This is a genomic window from Citrobacter sp. L55, from assembly GCF_002850715.1.
Taxonomy (GTDB): Bacteria; Pseudomonadota; Gammaproteobacteria; order Enterobacterales; family Enterobacteriaceae; genus Citrobacter; species Citrobacter braakii.
Genome location: NZ_KZ559401.1, coordinates 158,048 through 175,003, shown reverse-complemented (window position 1 = coordinate 175,003; position 16,956 = coordinate 158,048). Strand labels below are relative to the sequence as shown.

At 53.3% G+C, this 16,956-nt stretch carries 14 protein-coding genes and 1 pseudogene; 10 read left to right on the top strand and 5 right to left on the bottom strand.

Going from position 1 to position 16,956, the window contains the following annotated elements; genetic code table 11:
- The first annotated feature begins 24 nt into the window (after nucleotides 1-24).
- Entirely contained in the window at nucleotides 25-672 is a 648-nt protein-coding gene (gene fucA, locus B9P82_RS08260; RefSeq protein WP_003034062.1) for an L-fuculose-phosphate aldolase, read from the top strand.
- Between the two features lie 27 nt (nucleotides 673-699).
- Nucleotides 700-1,848 carry a lactaldehyde reductase gene (gene fucO, locus B9P82_RS08255; protein ID WP_019077588.1) on the top strand — a complete coding sequence of 383 codons (1,149 nt, stop codon included), beginning with the start codon at nucleotides 700-702 and terminating at the stop codon, nucleotides 1,846-1,848.
- 91 nt (nucleotides 1,849-1,939) lie between these two features.
- On the opposite strand, the gene xni is transcribed toward fucO, so the two are convergent.
- The 5 genes from xni to queF all read right to left on the bottom strand — a co-directional run bounded on the left by xni (nucleotide 1,940) and on the right by queF (nucleotide 8,432).
- On the bottom strand, nucleotides 1,940-2,695 hold the full coding sequence (gene xni / locus B9P82_RS08250; protein ID WP_019077587.1) for a flap endonuclease Xni: 756 nt from the start codon (nucleotides 2,693-2,695) through the stop codon (nucleotides 1,940-1,942).
- 137 nt (nucleotides 2,696-2,832) lie between these two features.
- Nucleotides 2,833-4,200 carry an L-serine ammonia-lyase gene (locus tag B9P82_RS08245; RefSeq protein ID WP_019077586.1) on the bottom strand — a complete coding sequence of 456 codons (1,368 nt, stop codon included), beginning with the start codon at nucleotides 4,198-4,200 and terminating at the stop codon, nucleotides 2,833-2,835.
- Nucleotides 4,201-4,253: 53 nt separating this feature from the next.
- The gene (locus tag B9P82_RS08240; protein WP_016154247.1) at nucleotides 4,254-5,543 is read right to left on the bottom strand and encodes an HAAAP family serine/threonine permease; all 1,290 of its coding nucleotides are present in this window, start codon (nucleotides 5,541-5,543) and stop codon (nucleotides 4,254-4,256) included.
- A 562-nt stretch (nucleotides 5,544-6,105) separates the two neighbouring features.
- Nucleotides 6,106-7,470: a nucleotide 5'-monophosphate nucleosidase PpnN gene (ppnN, locus tag B9P82_RS08235; RefSeq protein ID WP_003840366.1), complete on the bottom strand. Its 1,365-nt coding sequence runs from the start codon at nucleotides 7,468-7,470 to the stop codon at nucleotides 6,106-6,108.
- Nucleotides 7,471-7,583: 113 nt separating this feature from the next.
- Complete coding sequence (gene queF, locus B9P82_RS08230) at nucleotides 7,584-8,432, bottom strand: NADPH-dependent 7-cyano-7-deazaguanine reductase QueF (protein WP_016154246.1); 849 nt, start codon at nucleotides 8,430-8,432, stop codon at nucleotides 7,584-7,586.
- Between the two features lie 68 nt (nucleotides 8,433-8,500).
- Here queF and syd point away from each other — a divergent pair, with 68 nt between their 5' ends.
- The 8 genes and pseudogenes from syd to B9P82_RS08190 all read left to right on the top strand — a co-directional run bounded on the left by syd (nucleotide 8,501) and on the right by B9P82_RS08190 (nucleotide 16,903).
- Nucleotides 8,501-9,046 (top strand): SecY-interacting protein, encoded by a 546-nt coding sequence (gene syd / locus B9P82_RS08225; RefSeq protein ID WP_016157357.1) that lies wholly within the window; start codon nucleotides 8,501-8,503, stop codon nucleotides 9,044-9,046.
- A gap of 631 nt (nucleotides 9,047-9,677) precedes the next feature.
- Nucleotides 9,678-10,007 carry a YqcC family protein gene (locus tag B9P82_RS08220; RefSeq protein WP_016154244.1) on the top strand — a complete coding sequence of 110 codons (330 nt, stop codon included), beginning with the start codon at nucleotides 9,678-9,680 and terminating at the stop codon, nucleotides 10,005-10,007.
- The gene (gene truC, locus B9P82_RS08215) at nucleotides 10,007-10,789 is read left to right on the top strand and encodes a tRNA pseudouridine(65) synthase TruC (RefSeq protein ID WP_003825671.1); all 783 of its coding nucleotides are present in this window, start codon (nucleotides 10,007-10,009) and stop codon (nucleotides 10,787-10,789) included. Before B9P82_RS08220 ends, truC begins: the two co-directional genes overlap by 1 nt.
- A gap of 19 nt (nucleotides 10,790-10,808) precedes the next feature.
- A pseudogene (locus tag B9P82_RS08210) lies at nucleotides 10,809-11,257 on the top strand (flavodoxin).
- A 365-nt stretch (nucleotides 11,258-11,622) separates the two neighbouring features.
- Nucleotides 11,623-12,975, top strand: coding sequence for a galactarate/glucarate/glycerate transporter GudP (gene gudP / locus B9P82_RS08205; RefSeq protein WP_016154241.1), 1,353 nt, complete (start codon nucleotides 11,623-11,625; stop codon nucleotides 12,973-12,975).
- Nucleotides 12,976-12,977: 2 nt separating this feature from the next.
- On the top strand, nucleotides 12,978-14,318 hold the full coding sequence (locus B9P82_RS08200) for an enolase C-terminal domain-like protein (protein ID WP_029139643.1): 1,341 nt from the start codon (nucleotides 12,978-12,980) through the stop codon (nucleotides 14,316-14,318).
- Nucleotides 14,319-14,338: 20 nt separating this feature from the next.
- Nucleotides 14,339-15,679 carry a glucarate dehydratase gene (gene gudD, locus B9P82_RS08195; RefSeq protein ID WP_016154239.1) on the top strand — a complete coding sequence of 447 codons (1,341 nt, stop codon included), beginning with the start codon at nucleotides 14,339-14,341 and terminating at the stop codon, nucleotides 15,677-15,679.
- A gap of 81 nt (nucleotides 15,680-15,760) precedes the next feature.
- Nucleotides 15,761-16,903: a glycerate kinase gene (locus tag B9P82_RS08190; protein WP_016154238.1), complete on the top strand. Its 1,143-nt coding sequence runs from the start codon at nucleotides 15,761-15,763 to the stop codon at nucleotides 16,901-16,903.
- Nucleotides 16,904-16,956 lie beyond the last annotated feature (53 nt).

Genomic DNA, 16,956 nt, shown 5'->3' with positions numbered 1-16,956 from the left:
GGAAACTGTACCCGGAGAATCATTATGGAAAGAATGCGTTTGTCACGAGAAATCATTGAAACCTGCCTTGAAATGACCAGCCTTGGATTGAATCAGGGGACGGCGGGAAATGTGAGTGCGCGTTATGAAAATGGGATGCTGATCACGCCCAGCGGTATTCCTTATGAAAGACTTACTGAAAATATGATCGTGTATGTAGATAACGACGGGAAATATGATAAAGGACAATTACCCTCCAGTGAATGGCGTTTTCACCTGGCGGCATACCAGACGCGTCCGGATGCCAATGCGGTTGTCCATAACCATGCCGTACATTGCACGGCCGTTTCTATTCTTAATCGCCCTATCCCGGCAATTCACTACATGATTGCGGCGGCAGGGGGGAACTCTATTCCGTGTGCGCCTTATGCGACGTTTGGTACACGAGAGCTGTCAGAGCATGTGAGCGTCGCCCTGAAAAACCGTAAGGCAACGCTTTTACAGCACCATGGGTTGATTGCTTGTGAAGCGAATTTGGAAAAAGCACTGTGGTTGGCGCATGAAGTGGAAGTTCTGGCCCGCCTTTATCTGAGCACGCTGGCGATTGTTGACCCGGTGCCGGTGCTGGATGACGAGGAGATCGCCATTGTGCTGGAGAAATTCAAATCTTACGGATTACGCATTGAAGAGTAATTTCGCATAGCGAAAAGGAGAAATACGATGGCGAACAGAATGATTCTGAACGAAACGGCATGGTTTGGCCGGGGAGCTGTTGGTGCATTAACCGATGAAGTCATCCGTCGTGGTTATCGCAAGGCGTTGATTGTGACTGATAAAAATCTGGTGCAGTGCGGCGTTGTCGATAAGGTGACTTCCCGAATGGATGCTGCTGGTCTGGCATGGGAAATCTATTCAGGCGTTATTCCTAACCCAACCATTGCGGTGGTGCAGGAAGGATTGGGTGTCTTTCAGCAAAGCGGCGCAGACTATCTGATCGCCATCGGCGGAGGCTCCCCTCAGGATACCTGTAAAGCGATTGGCATTATCAATAATAACCCTGAGTTTGCGGATGTACGCAGCCTTGAAGGGTTATCGCCAACGCGCAGCCCGAGCGTGCCGGTTATGGCTATCCCAACCACTGCGGGAACGGCAGCGGAAGTGACCATTAACTACGTGATCACTGACGAAGAAAATCGGCGTAAGTTTGTTTGTGTCGACCCCCATGACATCCCACAGGTAGCGTTCATCGATGCAGACATGATGGACGGCATGCCAGCGGCGCTAAAAGCCGCCACCGGAGTGGATGCCCTGACCCATGCTATTGAGGGGTACATTACGCGGGCAGCATGGGCGCTTACCGATGCGCTGCACATTAAAGCCATTGAAATGATAGCCGGGGCATTACGTGGTTCCGTTGCGGGCGATACCCAGGCCGGGGAAGCGATGGCGCTGGGCCAGTACGTGGCCGGGATGGGCTTTTCCAACGTTGGTCTGGGATTAGTGCATGGAATGGCACACCCGTTAGGCGCGTTTTATAACACGCCGCACGGCGTAGCAAATGCCATTTTGCTGCCGCACGTGATGCGCTATAACGCCGAATTCACCGGGGAAAAATTCCGCGATATCGCCCGGGTGATGGGAGTTAAGGTTGAAGAACTGACGCTGGCAGAGGCACGTAAAGCGGCAGTAGATGCCGTCTTCGCCCTTAACCGCGATGTAGGGATCCCGCTGCATTTACGCGATGTTGGCGTACGTAAAGAGGATATTCCTGCGCTGGCGCAGGCGGCATTTGACGATGTTTGTACCGGGGGAAATCCCCGTGAAGCGAATCTTGGGGATATCGTTGAGCTGTACCACACCGCCTGGTAATTTTTCAGCGTGACGGCGTGAAAGCCTTATCCGGCCTACCGGGGTGTTCGACGTGTAGGCCAGATAAGCACAGCGCCATTCGGCAACAGAGCTATCGCACCAACCGTAATTGCTGCAGGTTTCCGTCGATATGTAAGTCCGTTTGCAGCCGTGCGATATCGCGACACAGAAACGCCATCTCCTGGTGCTTCTCTAGTTTCTTGCGCCACTTGTCCGGTACTTCATCAAGATGCGCGTAAATGCCTTCCAGATGTTGAAACTGTACGAGCAGCTGCGTGGCGCTTTTGGGACCAATACCTGCAACCCCCGGTACTTTCGAACTGTTGATCCCGGCCAGTCCCCAGTAATCAGGCAACTGCTGCGGCAGCACGCCAAACTCTTTCTCAATAAACGGTGCATCCAGCCAGCGCTTCTGGAAGTAGTCACGAATACGTAGCGTCGGGGAGAGCAACTGACAATAGCCTTTATCGGTTGAGACGATGGTAGCCTGATGTCCCGCCTGGCTCACTTTAACCGCCAGGGTTGCGGCTAAATCATCGGCTTCATTCCCGCTGGAGACCCAACAGCAGACGCCGCGCTGTTCAAAAGCGGCGCGTAAGGCGGGCATTTCCTGGTGCAATTCATCAGGCATCGGGGGGCGACCTGCTTTGTAGTCAGGCAACCGTTGGTGACGCCAGCCGCTGTTGCGCGCTTCATCATCGAATACCGCCACGGCGTGCGTAGGCTGACTGTGCACAATCAGCTGATCGAGCGCGTGCTGGCACGTCTCTACGCAGGGTGAGCCCTGTACGGCGTGAATGCGGCGGATAAGATTCAGTGCATCGACAATGAGCAGGTGGACGGCCACGGTGTTCTCCCTAACAAATAAGTTTGTAGGGTAACATTCACGGCGAGGGGAGGCGAGTGTTGCGAAATAGCGTTATCTGTAGGCCGGATGGCAGCGAGCGCCTCATCCGGCCTACAGATCCTGAAACGTGGTGGGACTTAATCGCAGGTGACAATCTTCATCGCCAGACCGCCGCGAGATGTTTCACGGTATTTGGCGTTCATGTCTTTACCGGTTTCGTACATGGTCTCGATGACTTTATCAAGGCACACGCGCGGTTCGCTGGTACGGCGCAGCGCCATACGTGCGGCGTTCACTGCTTTAACCGAAGCAATGGCGTTACGCTCAATGCACGGTACCTGCACCTGGCCGGCAACCGGATCGCAGGTCAGACCCAGGTTATGTTCCATACCGATTTCCGCCGCGATGCACACCTGCGTTGGGCTACCGCCCAGCAGTTCAGCCAGACCGGCCGCAGCCATGGAGCAGGCAACGCCGACTTCACCCTGACAGCCCACTTCGGCGCCAGAGATAGAGGCGTTCATCTTGTACAGTGAACCAATGGCGCTCGCGACCAGCATGTAGCGTGCCAGCGAGTTAGCATTCACTTCGCGGATAAACTTGTCGTAGTACGCCAGCACGGCAGGAACAATCCCGCATGCGCCATTAGTTGGCGCCGTAACCACGCGTCCACCGGCAGCGTTTTCTTCGTTCACGGCCAGCGCGAACATGTTGATCCAGTCAACAACCGCCATCGGATCAGTGGTGGTTTTGTCGCTGCTGACCAGCATACGACGCAGCGCCGCCGCGCGACGTGGAACGCGCAGTTTGCCCGGCAATACACCTTCGGTGGTGATGCCGCGCTCAATCCCGCTGCGCATGACGTCCCAGACGTTGGCGAAGTGTTGTTCCAGCTCTTCTTTGCTGTGCAGCGCCAGTTCGTTTTGCATCATCAGACCGGAAAGCGACAGGCCGGTTTCCTGGCAATGACGTTGCAAATCAGCCGCAGATTTATACGGATACGGCACGTTTACCGGAGAGTTGTTCGGTAAACCAAAATGTTCTTCATCAACGATGAACCCACCGCCAATGGAATAGTAAGTCTGGCTATAAATGGCTTTTTCGCCCGCCAGTGCGGTAATACGCATCCCGTTTTCGTGCAGAGACAGATTGTCCGCATGGAAATTCATGCACTTGTCGACCGGGAACTCGACCTCATGTTGACCGTCCGCCAGCAGCAAACGTCCATGAGTATTCACATCCTGGATAAAGGCCGGGATGGCATCAATGTCTACGGTATCCGGCAGATTACCCGCCAGGCCCATAATAATAGCGATGTCGGTATGGTGACCTTTCCCCGTCAGAGACAAAGAGCCATAGACATCAACCACTACGCGGGTTACGTCAGTGAGAATTCCGCGTGCAATCAGGTCATCCGTGAATTGTTTGCCTGCTTTCATCGGGCCAACAGTGTGGGAGCTGGAAGGGCCAATGCCGATTTTGAAAATATCGAATACGCTAATCATGAGGCGTCCATTGTGTATCGAGGTGCGCCGCCCCGAGGAGCGGCGCAGGGGAATTAACTGAACAGAGAGTAGAAAATAGCGGAGATAGCGATCAGGCCCATAATCACAACGAAGACGTTGCTGATATGGCCGCTGTATTTACGCATTGCCGGTACTTTCTGAATTGCATACATCGGCATCAGGAACAGAATCATCGCGATGATTGGGCCACCCAGGGTTTCAATCATACCGAGGATACTTGGGTTCAGCGTCGCCACAATCCAGGTGGTTACCAGCATGAACAGCGCAGTGATTTTGTTCAGTTTGTTGATTTCGATGGTTTTGCCTTTGCCGCGCAGAGACTTAATCACCATACCGTTGAAACCTTCACGTGCGCCCAGGTAGTGGCCGAGGAAGGATTTGGTGATAGCGATAATCGCGATGATCGGTGCCATCCAGGCAATGATCGGCGCGTTAAAGTGGTTTGCCAGGTAAGACAGGATAGAGATGTTCTGCTCTTTCGCTGCAGCCAGATCCGCTGGGGTCAGGCTAAATACGCAGCTGAAGACGAAGAACATAACGGTCAGCACCATCATGATGTGAGCGAATGCCAGAATCTTAGAGCATTTCTTCTCAGCTTCATCACCGTATTCTTCACGCTTCGCCACGGCGAAGGAGGAGATGATTGGTGAGTGGTTGAAGGAGAACACCATTACCGGAATTGCCAGCCACAGGGTCAACAGCAGTCCGTTGCCGGTGGTTGCTGCAGAGTCAAAGGACAGGGTTTCCAGAACTGCACCGCTCCACTGAGGGATCAGGTACAGCGCCAGCAGCATCAGGGCGGCAACAAACGGGAATACCAGGATGCTCATCGCCTTCACGATCATCTGCTCACCGAAACGCACGATGGTCATCATGCCGACAATCAGGATCAGAGACAGGATTGCGCGCGGCGGCGGCGTAATTGCCAGCTGGTGGGTCAGAAAGCTTTCGACGGTGTTGGTGATTGCTACGCTGTAGACCAACAGAATTGGGTAGATAGCGAAGAAGTAGAGCAGGGTAATCAGTTTACCTGCGCCTACACCAAAGTGTTCTTCTACAACTTCAGTAATGTCTTCACCCGGATTTTTACCGGACAGCACGAAGCGAGTCAGGCCGCGGTGTGCAAAGAAGGTCATTGGGAAAGCAAGGATCGCCATGATGATCAGCGGAATCATACCGCCTACGCCTGCGTTAATCGGCAGGAACAATACACCCGCGCCAATCGCCGTGCCGTAAAGGCCCAGCATCCACATGGTATCTGTCTTGCGCCATGCGCTGCGGGTCTGGCCCGTAACGATAGTGCTGGTTTGAGTGTTTTCCATCTATTTCTCCTGGAGGAAGCTTAAAAAGTCGGGTTTGGGATCAATCCAATGAGAAAATACCCGACTGTAAATCGAAATTCGTTGAGCGATTTTTTATATAATTTTTCGCCGTAATAATTTGCGGGCGGAAAGATACATTTTAGTAATGAATGTATCAGTGATCGCGATCCCAAATGCAATAATCCACCTTTTATGTGGATAAATTTGGACCATTAATCTGTTAAAAAATAGTCAAAGCGAATTTACGGGCGCGAAGGCTAACATTAACGACATATATCATGAAAGCGAAGGCGCGAAGATACGAGCGTTACGCTGTAAAAACTGTTGTTTTTAGAGGATTTTGGCGACTAATAATAATTTCCTAAGATAAATCACGGTTGGGTTTTAAAGGTAATCGTTTGCGTAGCGCGCTATTTTTAATGAAACATCATCGGTATTTATATGATCGTCTGAGCTATGTGACTGGTATCACTAAAAAAAGCCGGGAGGCTGATGCGCCAAACCCGGCTTTGATATGGACAAAACTGTCACCGCGATAGCGTCTGCTGGCGGCTGTTGGAGGTTAGGCGCAAATCTCGTAGCAAGGGATATACGCGGAGCCTGGTAACTTCATACGATGCTGTGCAACAAAGCCCTGCAGGAGATCGTCCATGCGGCGCATCATTTCGCGGTCACCGTGGATTTTGTACGGGCCAAACTCTTCGATGGCGCGGATCCCGACTTCCTTCACGTTACCGGCTACAATCCCCGAGAACGCACGGCGCAGGTCTGCCGCCAGTACTTCCACGGGTTGATCCGGGTACAGCTTCAGGTTAGCCATGTTTTCATGGGACGGCTCGAACGGCATCTGCAAATCAGGTGCAATACGAATCGACCAGTTAAAGCTGTAGGCATCACCGGTGTCACGGCGGTTCTCTTTCACCAGCGGCATCGCTTTTTTCATCAGACGAGCCACTTCTGCTGCATCGTCTATGATAATGCGATAGTGGCGACGCGCATCTTCCCCCAGTGTGTGCACGATAAATTCGTCCAGCACGCGGAAGTAATCGGCGCTCTCTTTTGGTCCAGTCAGGATCAGCGGTAAAACCTGATCTTTGTTGGCTGGGTTCATCAGGATCCCCAGCAGATACAGCAGCTCTTCTGCTGTCCCTACGCCGCCTGGGAAGATGATTATACCGTGGGCGATACGCACGAACGCTTCCAGACGTTTTTCAATGTCCGGCATGATTATCAGTTCGTTAACCAGCGGGTTAGGCGGCTCAGCGGCAATGATTGACGGTTCGGTCATACCGATAAAGCGGCTGTCTTTGTATCGTTGCTGGGCGTGACCGACCGCAGCGCCTTTCATTGGCGCTTCCATCGCCCCCGGACCACAGCCGGTACAGATGTTCAGTTCGCGCAGGCCCAATTGGGTACCAACGCGACGGGCGTACAGGTACTCATTTTCGTTGATTGAGTGACCCCCCCAGCAGACGACCATGTTCGGCGCTTCACCCACGTGTAGCGCCCGGGCATTGCGCAGGATCGAGAATACCAGGTTGGTAATATGCACCGAGCTTTCAAGATCCAGATGCTGAAAGCGACCGGCGTTATGGATCTGGCCATTGACGAACAGAATGTCGCGCAGCACAGCAAACAGGTTGGCCTGCAGTGCGCGAATAATGCGTCCATCAACAAACGCATCTTCAGGCGGGTTGATCAGTTCCAGCTTTACGCCCCGTTCGCGGCGCAGCACGTTAATGTCGAAACTTTCAAAGCGTGACAGCAGCTCTTTGCTGTTGTCGGTCAAACTGCCGGAGTTCAGAACGGCAAGCGAACAGTTACGAAACAGTTGATACAGGTCGCTGCTGGCCGTGCGTTTAAGCATATCGACTTCCAGCTGCGACAACATGTCCATTGAGCCAAGCGGGCTAATATGTGTAATCAAGTAAACTCCTTATGGGACGCAACACGTCATTCCCTGTTGATTACAATAGCCCTGGCTTATGACCTTTCACAACCTTGCGCGCGGAATCCGGCACGCAAAATTGAGAAAAAAGATTACTGACGTACCAGGCGCCCCGTTGCAGGGGTGAAATCGGTGTTGGTGCGCCATGGGTTAATGTCCAGGCCGCCACGTCGCGTGTAGCGTGCGTAAACGCTCAGTTTCTCCGGCTGGCAGAAGCGCAGAATGTCATTGAAAATGCGTTCCACGCACTGCTCGTGAAACTCATTATGGTGACGGAAGGAGACCAGATAACGCAGCAGCTTCTCGCGATCGATTTTTCGTCCGCGATACTGAATCTGTATGGAGCCCCAGTCCGGCTGGTGGGTGATCAAGCAGTTAGACTTCAGCAGATGGCTGACCAGCGTCTCTTCCACCGCTTTTTCACCGCCAACGGCATTTTCCAGATACTCTGTGCTGAACTGGTAGTTATCGATGACGATATCCTGATTGTCGATACAGGTGCCGTTAAAGTGGGCTATCGGTTGTCCTTCCAGTTCGTCAAGACGGTACAGCGCTACGCTGACATCACCCTGAGCACAAGCGCGCAGATCGTTTTCCAGCGTCTGGCGTACCGCATCCCAGGAATCAAAACGCGTCTGGTTAAAACTGTTCAGGTAAAGCTTAAAGCTTTTCGATTCGATCAGATTTACGCTGGTGTAATCCAGTTCTACATGACCGACCGCTACCTGCGGTAAACCGTTGGCATTCAGCCAAGACAGTTCATATAGCGTCCAGATATCGGCACCGTGAAAAGGCAGATTATCGGCCTGTAAATCCAGCGGGTCGCGGTTCAGGCTGCGTGGAACGCCCTGCAGCAGGCTGGCATCGTAATTGTCACGGTAATCTGTTGATTTACCAAGAGTCAGGCCGTCAAGCGCCTGATGATTTTCATAAGAGGACATGTTTCACCGTCATAAACCAGATACACTATGCGACAAGTGTATCCTGGCTTTTGTGAAGAGAGAAATCAGTGGACGAATTGACAGCGCAGGCGTTGACAGCCTTTACGACACGTTATTGCGACGCATGGTACGAAAAAAACAACAGCTGGCCCCTCAGCGAAGAGCTGTATGGCGTACCTTCTCCGTGCATCATTTCTTCCACAGACGATGCGGTATTCTGGCAACCTCAGCCTTTTGTCGGCGAAAAAAACCTCAATGCGGTTGAACGCGCCTTTGATATCGTGATACAACCAGCCGTTCACGCTTTTTACACCACCCAGTTTGCTGGGGACATGCACGCGCAGTTTGCGGATGAAAAACTAACGCTGCTGCAAACCTGGAGCGAAGACGACTTCAGGCGCGTTCAGGAAAACCTGATTGGTCACCTGGTTACGCAAAAGCGCCTCAAGCTGTCGCCTACGCTTTTTATTGCCACCCAGGACAATGAGCTTGACGTCATTTCGGTGTGCAATCTCTCCGGTGAAGTGTGCAAAGAAACGCTGGGAACCCGTAAACGAACGGTGCTGGCGGACTCACTTGCGGAATTTCTCACTCAGCTTAAGCCAGTTCTGTAATCCAGATTGCCCTGAACATTGTGAGAGATCTCTTACAAACCCTGTAGGACATTGCCAGGTAATAAGTAAAGACTTAATGAACGGATAAAATAATTATTCCTTATTATTCATAAAGTTAATGTTTTATTGTTAACTTTCATACGAAAATAATCTTAAGGGAGTGTCTGTAAGCATCTTGTAAGACAAGGCGAAACAGGCGATTCTATATCTGTCGACAAGGAGTCGCACAACGAAGAGAACATCAGGATGATGGCTCTTCGGCAGGACACACTAGGACGGTGCAACAAGGACAGGCTTCAGGATGAAGCAAAGCGGAAAGCGCTGGATGCGTTAAGGGACACCTCCAGGATGGAGAATGAGAGCCGGTCAGGATGTTCGGCGGGTCAGGATGGCCAGGACACTTCAGGATGAAGTTTTCACATCGGGGTGATGTGAGCAGGATGCACTAGTTCAGGATGAACAAGGTCGCAAGACCACAGGAAAAGTTGTCACGGATGAGCAGGGAGCACTAAAAGTAGCTGGAACGCTGCGAAACGAACCGGGAGCACTGTTTTTACAGTGCTCCCTTTTTTTATTTCCCTTCACTAGTGCTATTCTTCGCGCCAGATTTTTCATCATTGAGGTTAATTTCATGACGACTCATGACCGTGTGCGCCAGCAGTTACACGCGCTTGAAGCACTACTGCGTGAACATAATCACTGGCGGTTGGATGAGCCTGCAGAGCATCTGTTTACCAGCACGCAGCCTTTTTGTATGGATACCATGGAGCCGGTTGAGTGGCTGCAATGGGTATTGATTCCCCGCATGCATACGCTGATTGATAACGCTCAGCCGCTTCCGCAGGCTTTTGCCGTCGCACCGTATTACGAAATGGCGTTGGCAGCCGATCACCCGCAACGCGAAATTCTGCTGACGGCATTGCAGGAATTGGATGCACTGTTTACAAGTGATAACGCCTGATGCTGGAGATTCTGTATCAGGACGAATGGCTGGTCGCAGTTAATAAACCTTCGGGCTGGTTGGTTCACCGCAGTTGGCTCGACCGGGATGAGAAAGTGGTGGTGATGCAAACGGTACGCGACCAGATTGGTCAGCACGTTTTTACCGCCCACCGACTCGACAGACCGACTTCTGGAGTACTGCTGATGGGGCTGTCCAGCGAAGCCGGGCGGTTGCTGTCCCAGCAATTTGAACATCATCAAATTCAGAAACGCTATCATGCGATTGTGCGTGGTTGGCTGATGGATGATGCCGTGCTGGATTACCCGCTGGTCGAAGAACTGGATAAGATCGCCGATAAATTTGCCCGTGATGATAAAGGCCCGCAGCCTGCCGTCACCCATTATCGCGGTTTGGCGACGGTTGAGATGCCGGTAGCGACCGGACGTTATCCGACGACCCGTTACGGATTGGTGGAACTGGATCCTAAAACCGGTCGAAAACACCAGCTCAGACGCCATCTGGCGCACTTACGCCATCCAATTATCGGCGACAGTAAGCACGGTGATTTGCGGCAAAACCGCAGCGCCGCTGAGCACTTTGGCTGTCAGCGTTTGATGCTTCATGCCAGCCAGCTTGCGCTGACTCATCCTTTTACCGGCGAACCGCTGGTTATTCGCGCCGGGCTGGATGATGTCTGGATGCAGGCGCTATCACAGTTTGGCTGGCGTGGACTTCTCCCTGAGAATGAAAGGGTTGAGTTCAGCGGGCTGTCAGGTCAGGATGAGCAGATAGATTCTTAAGTCCCAGGAGATTACGGTTATGGCGGAAATTGGAATTTTTGTCGGCACGATGTACGGAAACGCGTTGCTGGTTGCCGAAGAGGCCGAAGCTATTTTGACGGCGCAGGGTCATAAAGCCACGGTGTTCGAAGATCCCGAGCTCAGCGACTGGCAGGCATATCAGGAAAAATATGTGCTGGTGGTGACCTCAACGACCGGACAGGGCGATCTGCCGGATAGCATCGTGCCGCTGTTTCAGGGGATCAAAGATAATCTCGGTTTCCAGCCAAATCTGCATTACGGGGTAATTGCGCTGGGTGACAGTAGCTATGTTAATTTCTGCAATGGCGGCAAGCAGTTCGATGCACTGTTGCAGGAACAAAGCGCCCAACGTGTAGGGGAAATGCTGCTGATTGACGCCAGCGAGCATCCTGAACCGGAAGCGAATCCAATCCCTGGGTAGAAAACTGGGGAACCTTGCTTAAATAACCTTTCGCCCGGCAGCACTTTGCTTGCACGGGCCTGTTACTCTCTTTTGGATCGTAGGCCGGGTAAGGCATTGCTACCCGGCAACAAATCACCCACCAAACGCCAATTTCGTGAAGCATCTTCCATTCCCTTAGGCTTATGCCATAAACAACCTCATTCACCTCCCGCAATGTTGTGTTTTTGCACGGTGAGGGTAAGAGGCACTCCTTCATATACTTTTCCCGTCAGTTCCCGAAAAGGCAGCGAGTCAGAATAAAACGGCCCTGAGCTGTACCAAAACTGCCACACACTAACCTCTCATTCTGATCACCCTACAGGTGCTGTACAGAATGAACTGGCGAAAGCCAAGATTCAGGAGTGCAACAATGAGTTCATTAAGTCAGGCGGCGAGCAGCGCGGAAAAACGCACTAACGCTCGCTACTGGATAGTGGTGATGCTGTTTATCGTCACATCCTTCAACTACGGCGATCGCGCCACCTTATCCATCGCCGGCTCGGAGATGGCCAAAGATATTGGTCTGGATGCGGTAGGGATGGGGTATGTATTCTCCGCTTTTTCATGGGCCTATGTTATCGGTCAGATCCCCGGCGGCTGGCTGCTCGACCGCTTCGGTTCAAAACGTGTTTACTTCTGGTCCATTTTTATCTGGTCCATGTTTACCCTGCTGCAGGGCTTCGTCGATATCTTCAGCGGCTTCGGCATTATCGTTGCGCTGTTTACCCTGCGCTTCCTCGTGGGGTTAGCCGAAGCGCCATCCTTCCCTGGCAACAGTCGTATTGTGGCGGCGTGGTTCCCGGCGCAGGAAAGGGGCACGGCGGTCGCTATTTTTAACTCGGCGCAGTACTTTGCCACCGTAATCTTCGCGCCAATCATGGGCTGGTTGACCCACGAAGTGGGTTGGTCGCATGTGTTCTTCTTTATGGGCGGTCTCGGGATTGTTATCAGTTTTATCTGGCTGAAGGTGATTCATGAACCGAACCAGCATCCGGGCGTAAACCAAAAAGAGCTGGACTACATTGCCGAAGGCGGAGCGCTGATCAATATGGATCAGGCGGCAGCCAAAGCCAAAGTGCCGTTCAGCGTGAAGTGGGGGCAGATCAAGCAACTGCTGGGCTCACGAATGATGATCGGTATTTATATCGGCCAATACTGCATAAATGCGCTGACCTACTTCTTTATCACCTGGTTCCCGGTTTATCTGGTACAGGCACGCGGTATGTCGATTTTGAAAGCCGGTTTTGTTGCCTCGGTCCCGGCCATTTGCGGATTCGCAGGCGGCGTGCTCGGCGGCATTATTTCCGACTGGCTGATGCGCCGTACCGGTTCGCTGAATATCGCCCGTAAAACGCCAATCGTACTGGGTATGCTGTTGTCGATGGTGATGGTGTTCTGTAACTACGTCAACGTGGAGTGGATGATCATCGGCTTTATGGCGCTGGCCTTCTTCGGCAAAGGCATCGGTGCGTTGGGATGGGCGGTGATGGCCGATACTGCGCCAAAAGAGATCAGCGGTTTGAGCGGCGGTCTGTTCAATATGTTTGGCAACATCTCCGGTATCGTTACGCCAATTGCTATCGGCTACATCGTAGGTACCACTGGCTCGTTTAACGGTGCGTTGATTTACGTCGGGGTGCATGCGCTGATTGCTGTAGTGAGCTATCTGGTGCTGGTGGGTGATATTAAACGTATCGAACTGAAACCTGTCGCAGGGCAATGATGATGACAACACAATCGAGTCCCATTATTACCGATATGAAGGTCATCCCGGTGGCCGGTCATGACAGCATGCTGCTCAATATTGGCGGGGCGCATAACGCATACTTTACCCGCAATATCGTCGTGCTCACCGATAACGCCGGAAATACCGGCGTCGGTGAAGCACCGGGCGGCGAAGTGATTTATCAGACGCTGGTGGACGCGATTCCACAAGTGTTGGGCCAGGAAGTCGCGCGCCTGAATAAAGTGGTTCAGCAGGTGCATAAAGGCAACCAGGCCGCTGATTTTGACACCTTTGGTAAAGGTGCCTGGACCTTTGAACTGCGGGTTAATGCGGTGGCCGCGCTGGAAGCCGCACTGCTCGACCTGCTGGGCAAGGCGCTGAACGTGCCGGTCTGCGAACTGTTAGGGCCAGGCAAGCAGCGCGATGCGGTCACCGTGCTCGGCTATCTGTTCTACGTGGGAGATCGCAGCAAAACCGATCTGCCGTATCTGGACAGCACGCCGGGTAACCATGAGTGGTATCACCTGCGTCACCAGCAGGCGATGAACAGTGAGGCGGTGGTGCGTCTGGCTCAGGCTTCGCAGGATCGCTACGGCTTTAAAGATTTCAAACTCAAAGGCGGTGTGCTGCCTGGCGAGCAGGAAATCGACACCGCTCGCGCGTTGAAACAATGTTTCCCGGATGCGCGTATTACGGTCGACCCTAACGGTGCCTGGCTACTGGATGAAGCTATCTCCTTGTGTAAAGGGCTGAACGATGTTCTGACTTACGCCGAAGATCCGTGCGGCGCAGAACAGGGCTTTTCTGGCCGCGAAGTGATGGCCGAGTTCCGCCGTGCAACCGGTCTGCCGGTAGCAACGAATATGATAGCCACCAACTGGCGTGAGATGGGCCATGCGGTGATGCTCAACTCGGTAGATATTCCACTGGCCGATCCGCACTTCTGGACCCTTTCCGGCGCGGTACGCGTGGCACAGCTATGCGATGACTGGGGACTGACCTGGGGCTGCCACTCTAACAATCATTTTGATATTTCCCTGGCGATGTTCACCCACGTCGGTGCCGCTGCGCCGGGCAACCCAACGGCGATCGACACCCACTGGATCTGGCAGGAGGGCGATTGCCGCCTGACCAAAAATCCGCTGGAGATTAAACACGGAAAAATTGCGGTACCCGACGCGCCCGGCCTGGGCGTGGAACTGGACTGGGATCAGGTACAGAAAGCGCATGAAGCCTATAAAGCGCTGCCCGGCGGCGCGCGTAATGACGCAGGCCCGATGCAGTATCTGATCCCTGGATGGACTTTTGACCGTAAACGTCCCGTTTTCGGCCGCCACTAATTTTGAATAAGGACTTAATTATGAGCGCACAATTTACTACCCCAGTCGTAACCGCGATGCAGGTGATCCCGGTTGCGGGCCATGACAGCATGCTGATGAATCTGAGCGGCGCACATGCCCCGTTCTTCACGCGTAATATTGTGATTATCAAAGATAACTCCGGTCATACCGGCGTGGGTGAGATTCCCGGCGGCGAAAAAATTCGTCAGACCCTGGAAGATGCCATTCCGCTGGTGGTGGGCAAAACGTTAGGTGAATACAAAAACGTACTGAATGCGGTCCGCAATACCTTTGCCGATCGTGATGCCGGTGGCCGTGGTTTGCAGACCTTCGATTTACGTACCACTATTCATGTGGTTACCGGGATCGAAGCGGCCATGTTGGATCTGCTGGGTCAGCATCTGGGCGTTAACGTCGCATCTCTGCTGGGCGACGGTCAGCAGCGTAGCGAAGTTGAAATGCTGGGTTACCTGTTCTTCGTCGGTAACCGTAACGCGACGCCGCTGCCGTATCAGAGCCAGCCGGATGAGAAGTGCGACTGGTATCGCCTGCGTCATGAAGAGGCGATGACCCCGGATGCAGTGGTGCGCCTGGCGGAAGCCGCATATGAGAAATATGGTTTCAACGATTTCAAACTGAAAGGCGGGGTGTTGGCCGGGGAAGAAGAAGCGGAATCTATTGTGGCGCTGGCGAAACGCTTTCCACAGGCACGCGTCACGCTCGATCCCAATGGTGCGTGGTCGCTGAATGAAGCGATTAAAATTGGTAAATACCTGAAAGGATCACTGGCTTATGCGGAAGATCCGTGCGGTGCCGAGCAGGGGTTCTCAGGCCGTGAAGTCATGGCGGAATTCCGTCGTGCTACCGGTCTGCCGACCGCCACTAATATGATCGCCACCGACTGGCGTCAGATGGGACATACGCTGTCGTTGCAGTCCGTGGATATCCCGCTGGCGGATCCGCACTTCTGGACTATGCAGGGTTCTGTCCGCGTTGCGCAGATGTGTCATGAGTTTGGGCTGACCTGGGGCTCGCACTCTAACAACCACTTTGATATTTCGCTGGCGATGTTTACTCATGTAGCGGCGGCGGCGCCGGGCAAAATTACCGCTATCGATACCCACTGGATCTGGCAGGAAGGCAATCAACGCCTGACCAAAGAGCCGTTTGAAATCAAAGGCGGCATGGTGCAGGTACCGGCGAAGCCGGGTCTGGGCGTGGAGCTGGATATGGATCAGGTTATGAAAGCTCACGAGCTGTATCAGCAACATGGACTTGGAGCGCGCGATGATGCCATGGGAATGCAGTATCTGATCCCGAACTGGACGTTTGATAATAAGCGTCCGTGCATGGTACGCTAAGCGAACTGGGACCGCTCCCACAAAGGGGCGGTTTTTCTCCTGGTGTATGCTTAACACAGTCAACATGCGTAAGGATGCTTTATGAAAATAGTAATCGCACCGGATTCCTATAAGGAAAGTTTGAGTGCGCTTGAAGTGGCAACGGCTATTGAGCTGGGATTTCGTGAGATCTGGCCTGAGGCGAATTACGTGAAGATCCCGGTCGCGGATGGCGGTGAGGGCACGGTCGAAGCGATGGTTGCCGCAACGCAAGGCCACCTTGTGCATGTTGATGTTACCGGCCCTCTGGGTAAAACGATTCAGGCATTTTATGGTTTATCCGGGGATGAGCGTTCGGCGTTTATCGAAATGGCGGCCGCCAGCGGACTGGAGCAGGTTCCCGCAGGTTTACGCGATCCGCTGAAAACGACCTCCTGGGGAACCGGGGAGCTAATCCGTCATGCGCTGGATGCGGGCGTTGAACATATCATTATCGGCATTGGCGGCAGCGCCACCAATGATGGCGGTGCCGGGATGGTGCAAGCGCTGGGAGCAAAATTACTGGATGCGCAAAATAACGATATTGCTCATGGCGGGACTGGCCTTGAATCACTCGCCCGGATTGATATTTCTCAGCTAGACCCGCGTCTTGCCGCGTGCCGTATTGAAGTGGCCTGCGATGTGACTAATCCGTTGACCGGTGAAGAGGGGGCCTCTGCGGTCTTCGGTCCGCAAAAGGGGGCGACGCCGGAGATGATTCTTCGTCTTGATCGGGCGCTCACGCATTATGCGCAACTCATTGCCCGCGATCTGGACGTCAACGTGCTGGAACTGGCGGGTGGTGGCGCGGCTGGTGGTATGGGGGCGGCACTGTATGCGTTTTGCGGTGCGCAGTTACGCTGCGGTATTGAGGTCGTGACGGATGCGTTACACCTCGACGACTGCGTTGCGGATGCGGATTTAGTGGTCACGGGTGAAGGACGTATCGACAGCCAGACCATTCACGGTAAGGTTCCGGTTGGCGTGGCGAAGGTGGCAAAGCGTTACAACAAACCGGTTATCGGCATTGCTGGCAGCCTGACAGCTGATGTCGGTGTTGTACATGAGCATGGGCTGGATGCGGTTTTTAGCGTTATCTATACCGTTTGCACACTAGATGAGGCGCTGAAGAACGCGAGTGAGAACGTGCGAATGACGGCGCGAAACGTGGCCGCGACCCTGAAAGCGGGTCAGCAATTACGTTGAATGATGTGGCATGATTGCCGGATAAGACGCGTGAGCGTCGTCATCCGGCAATC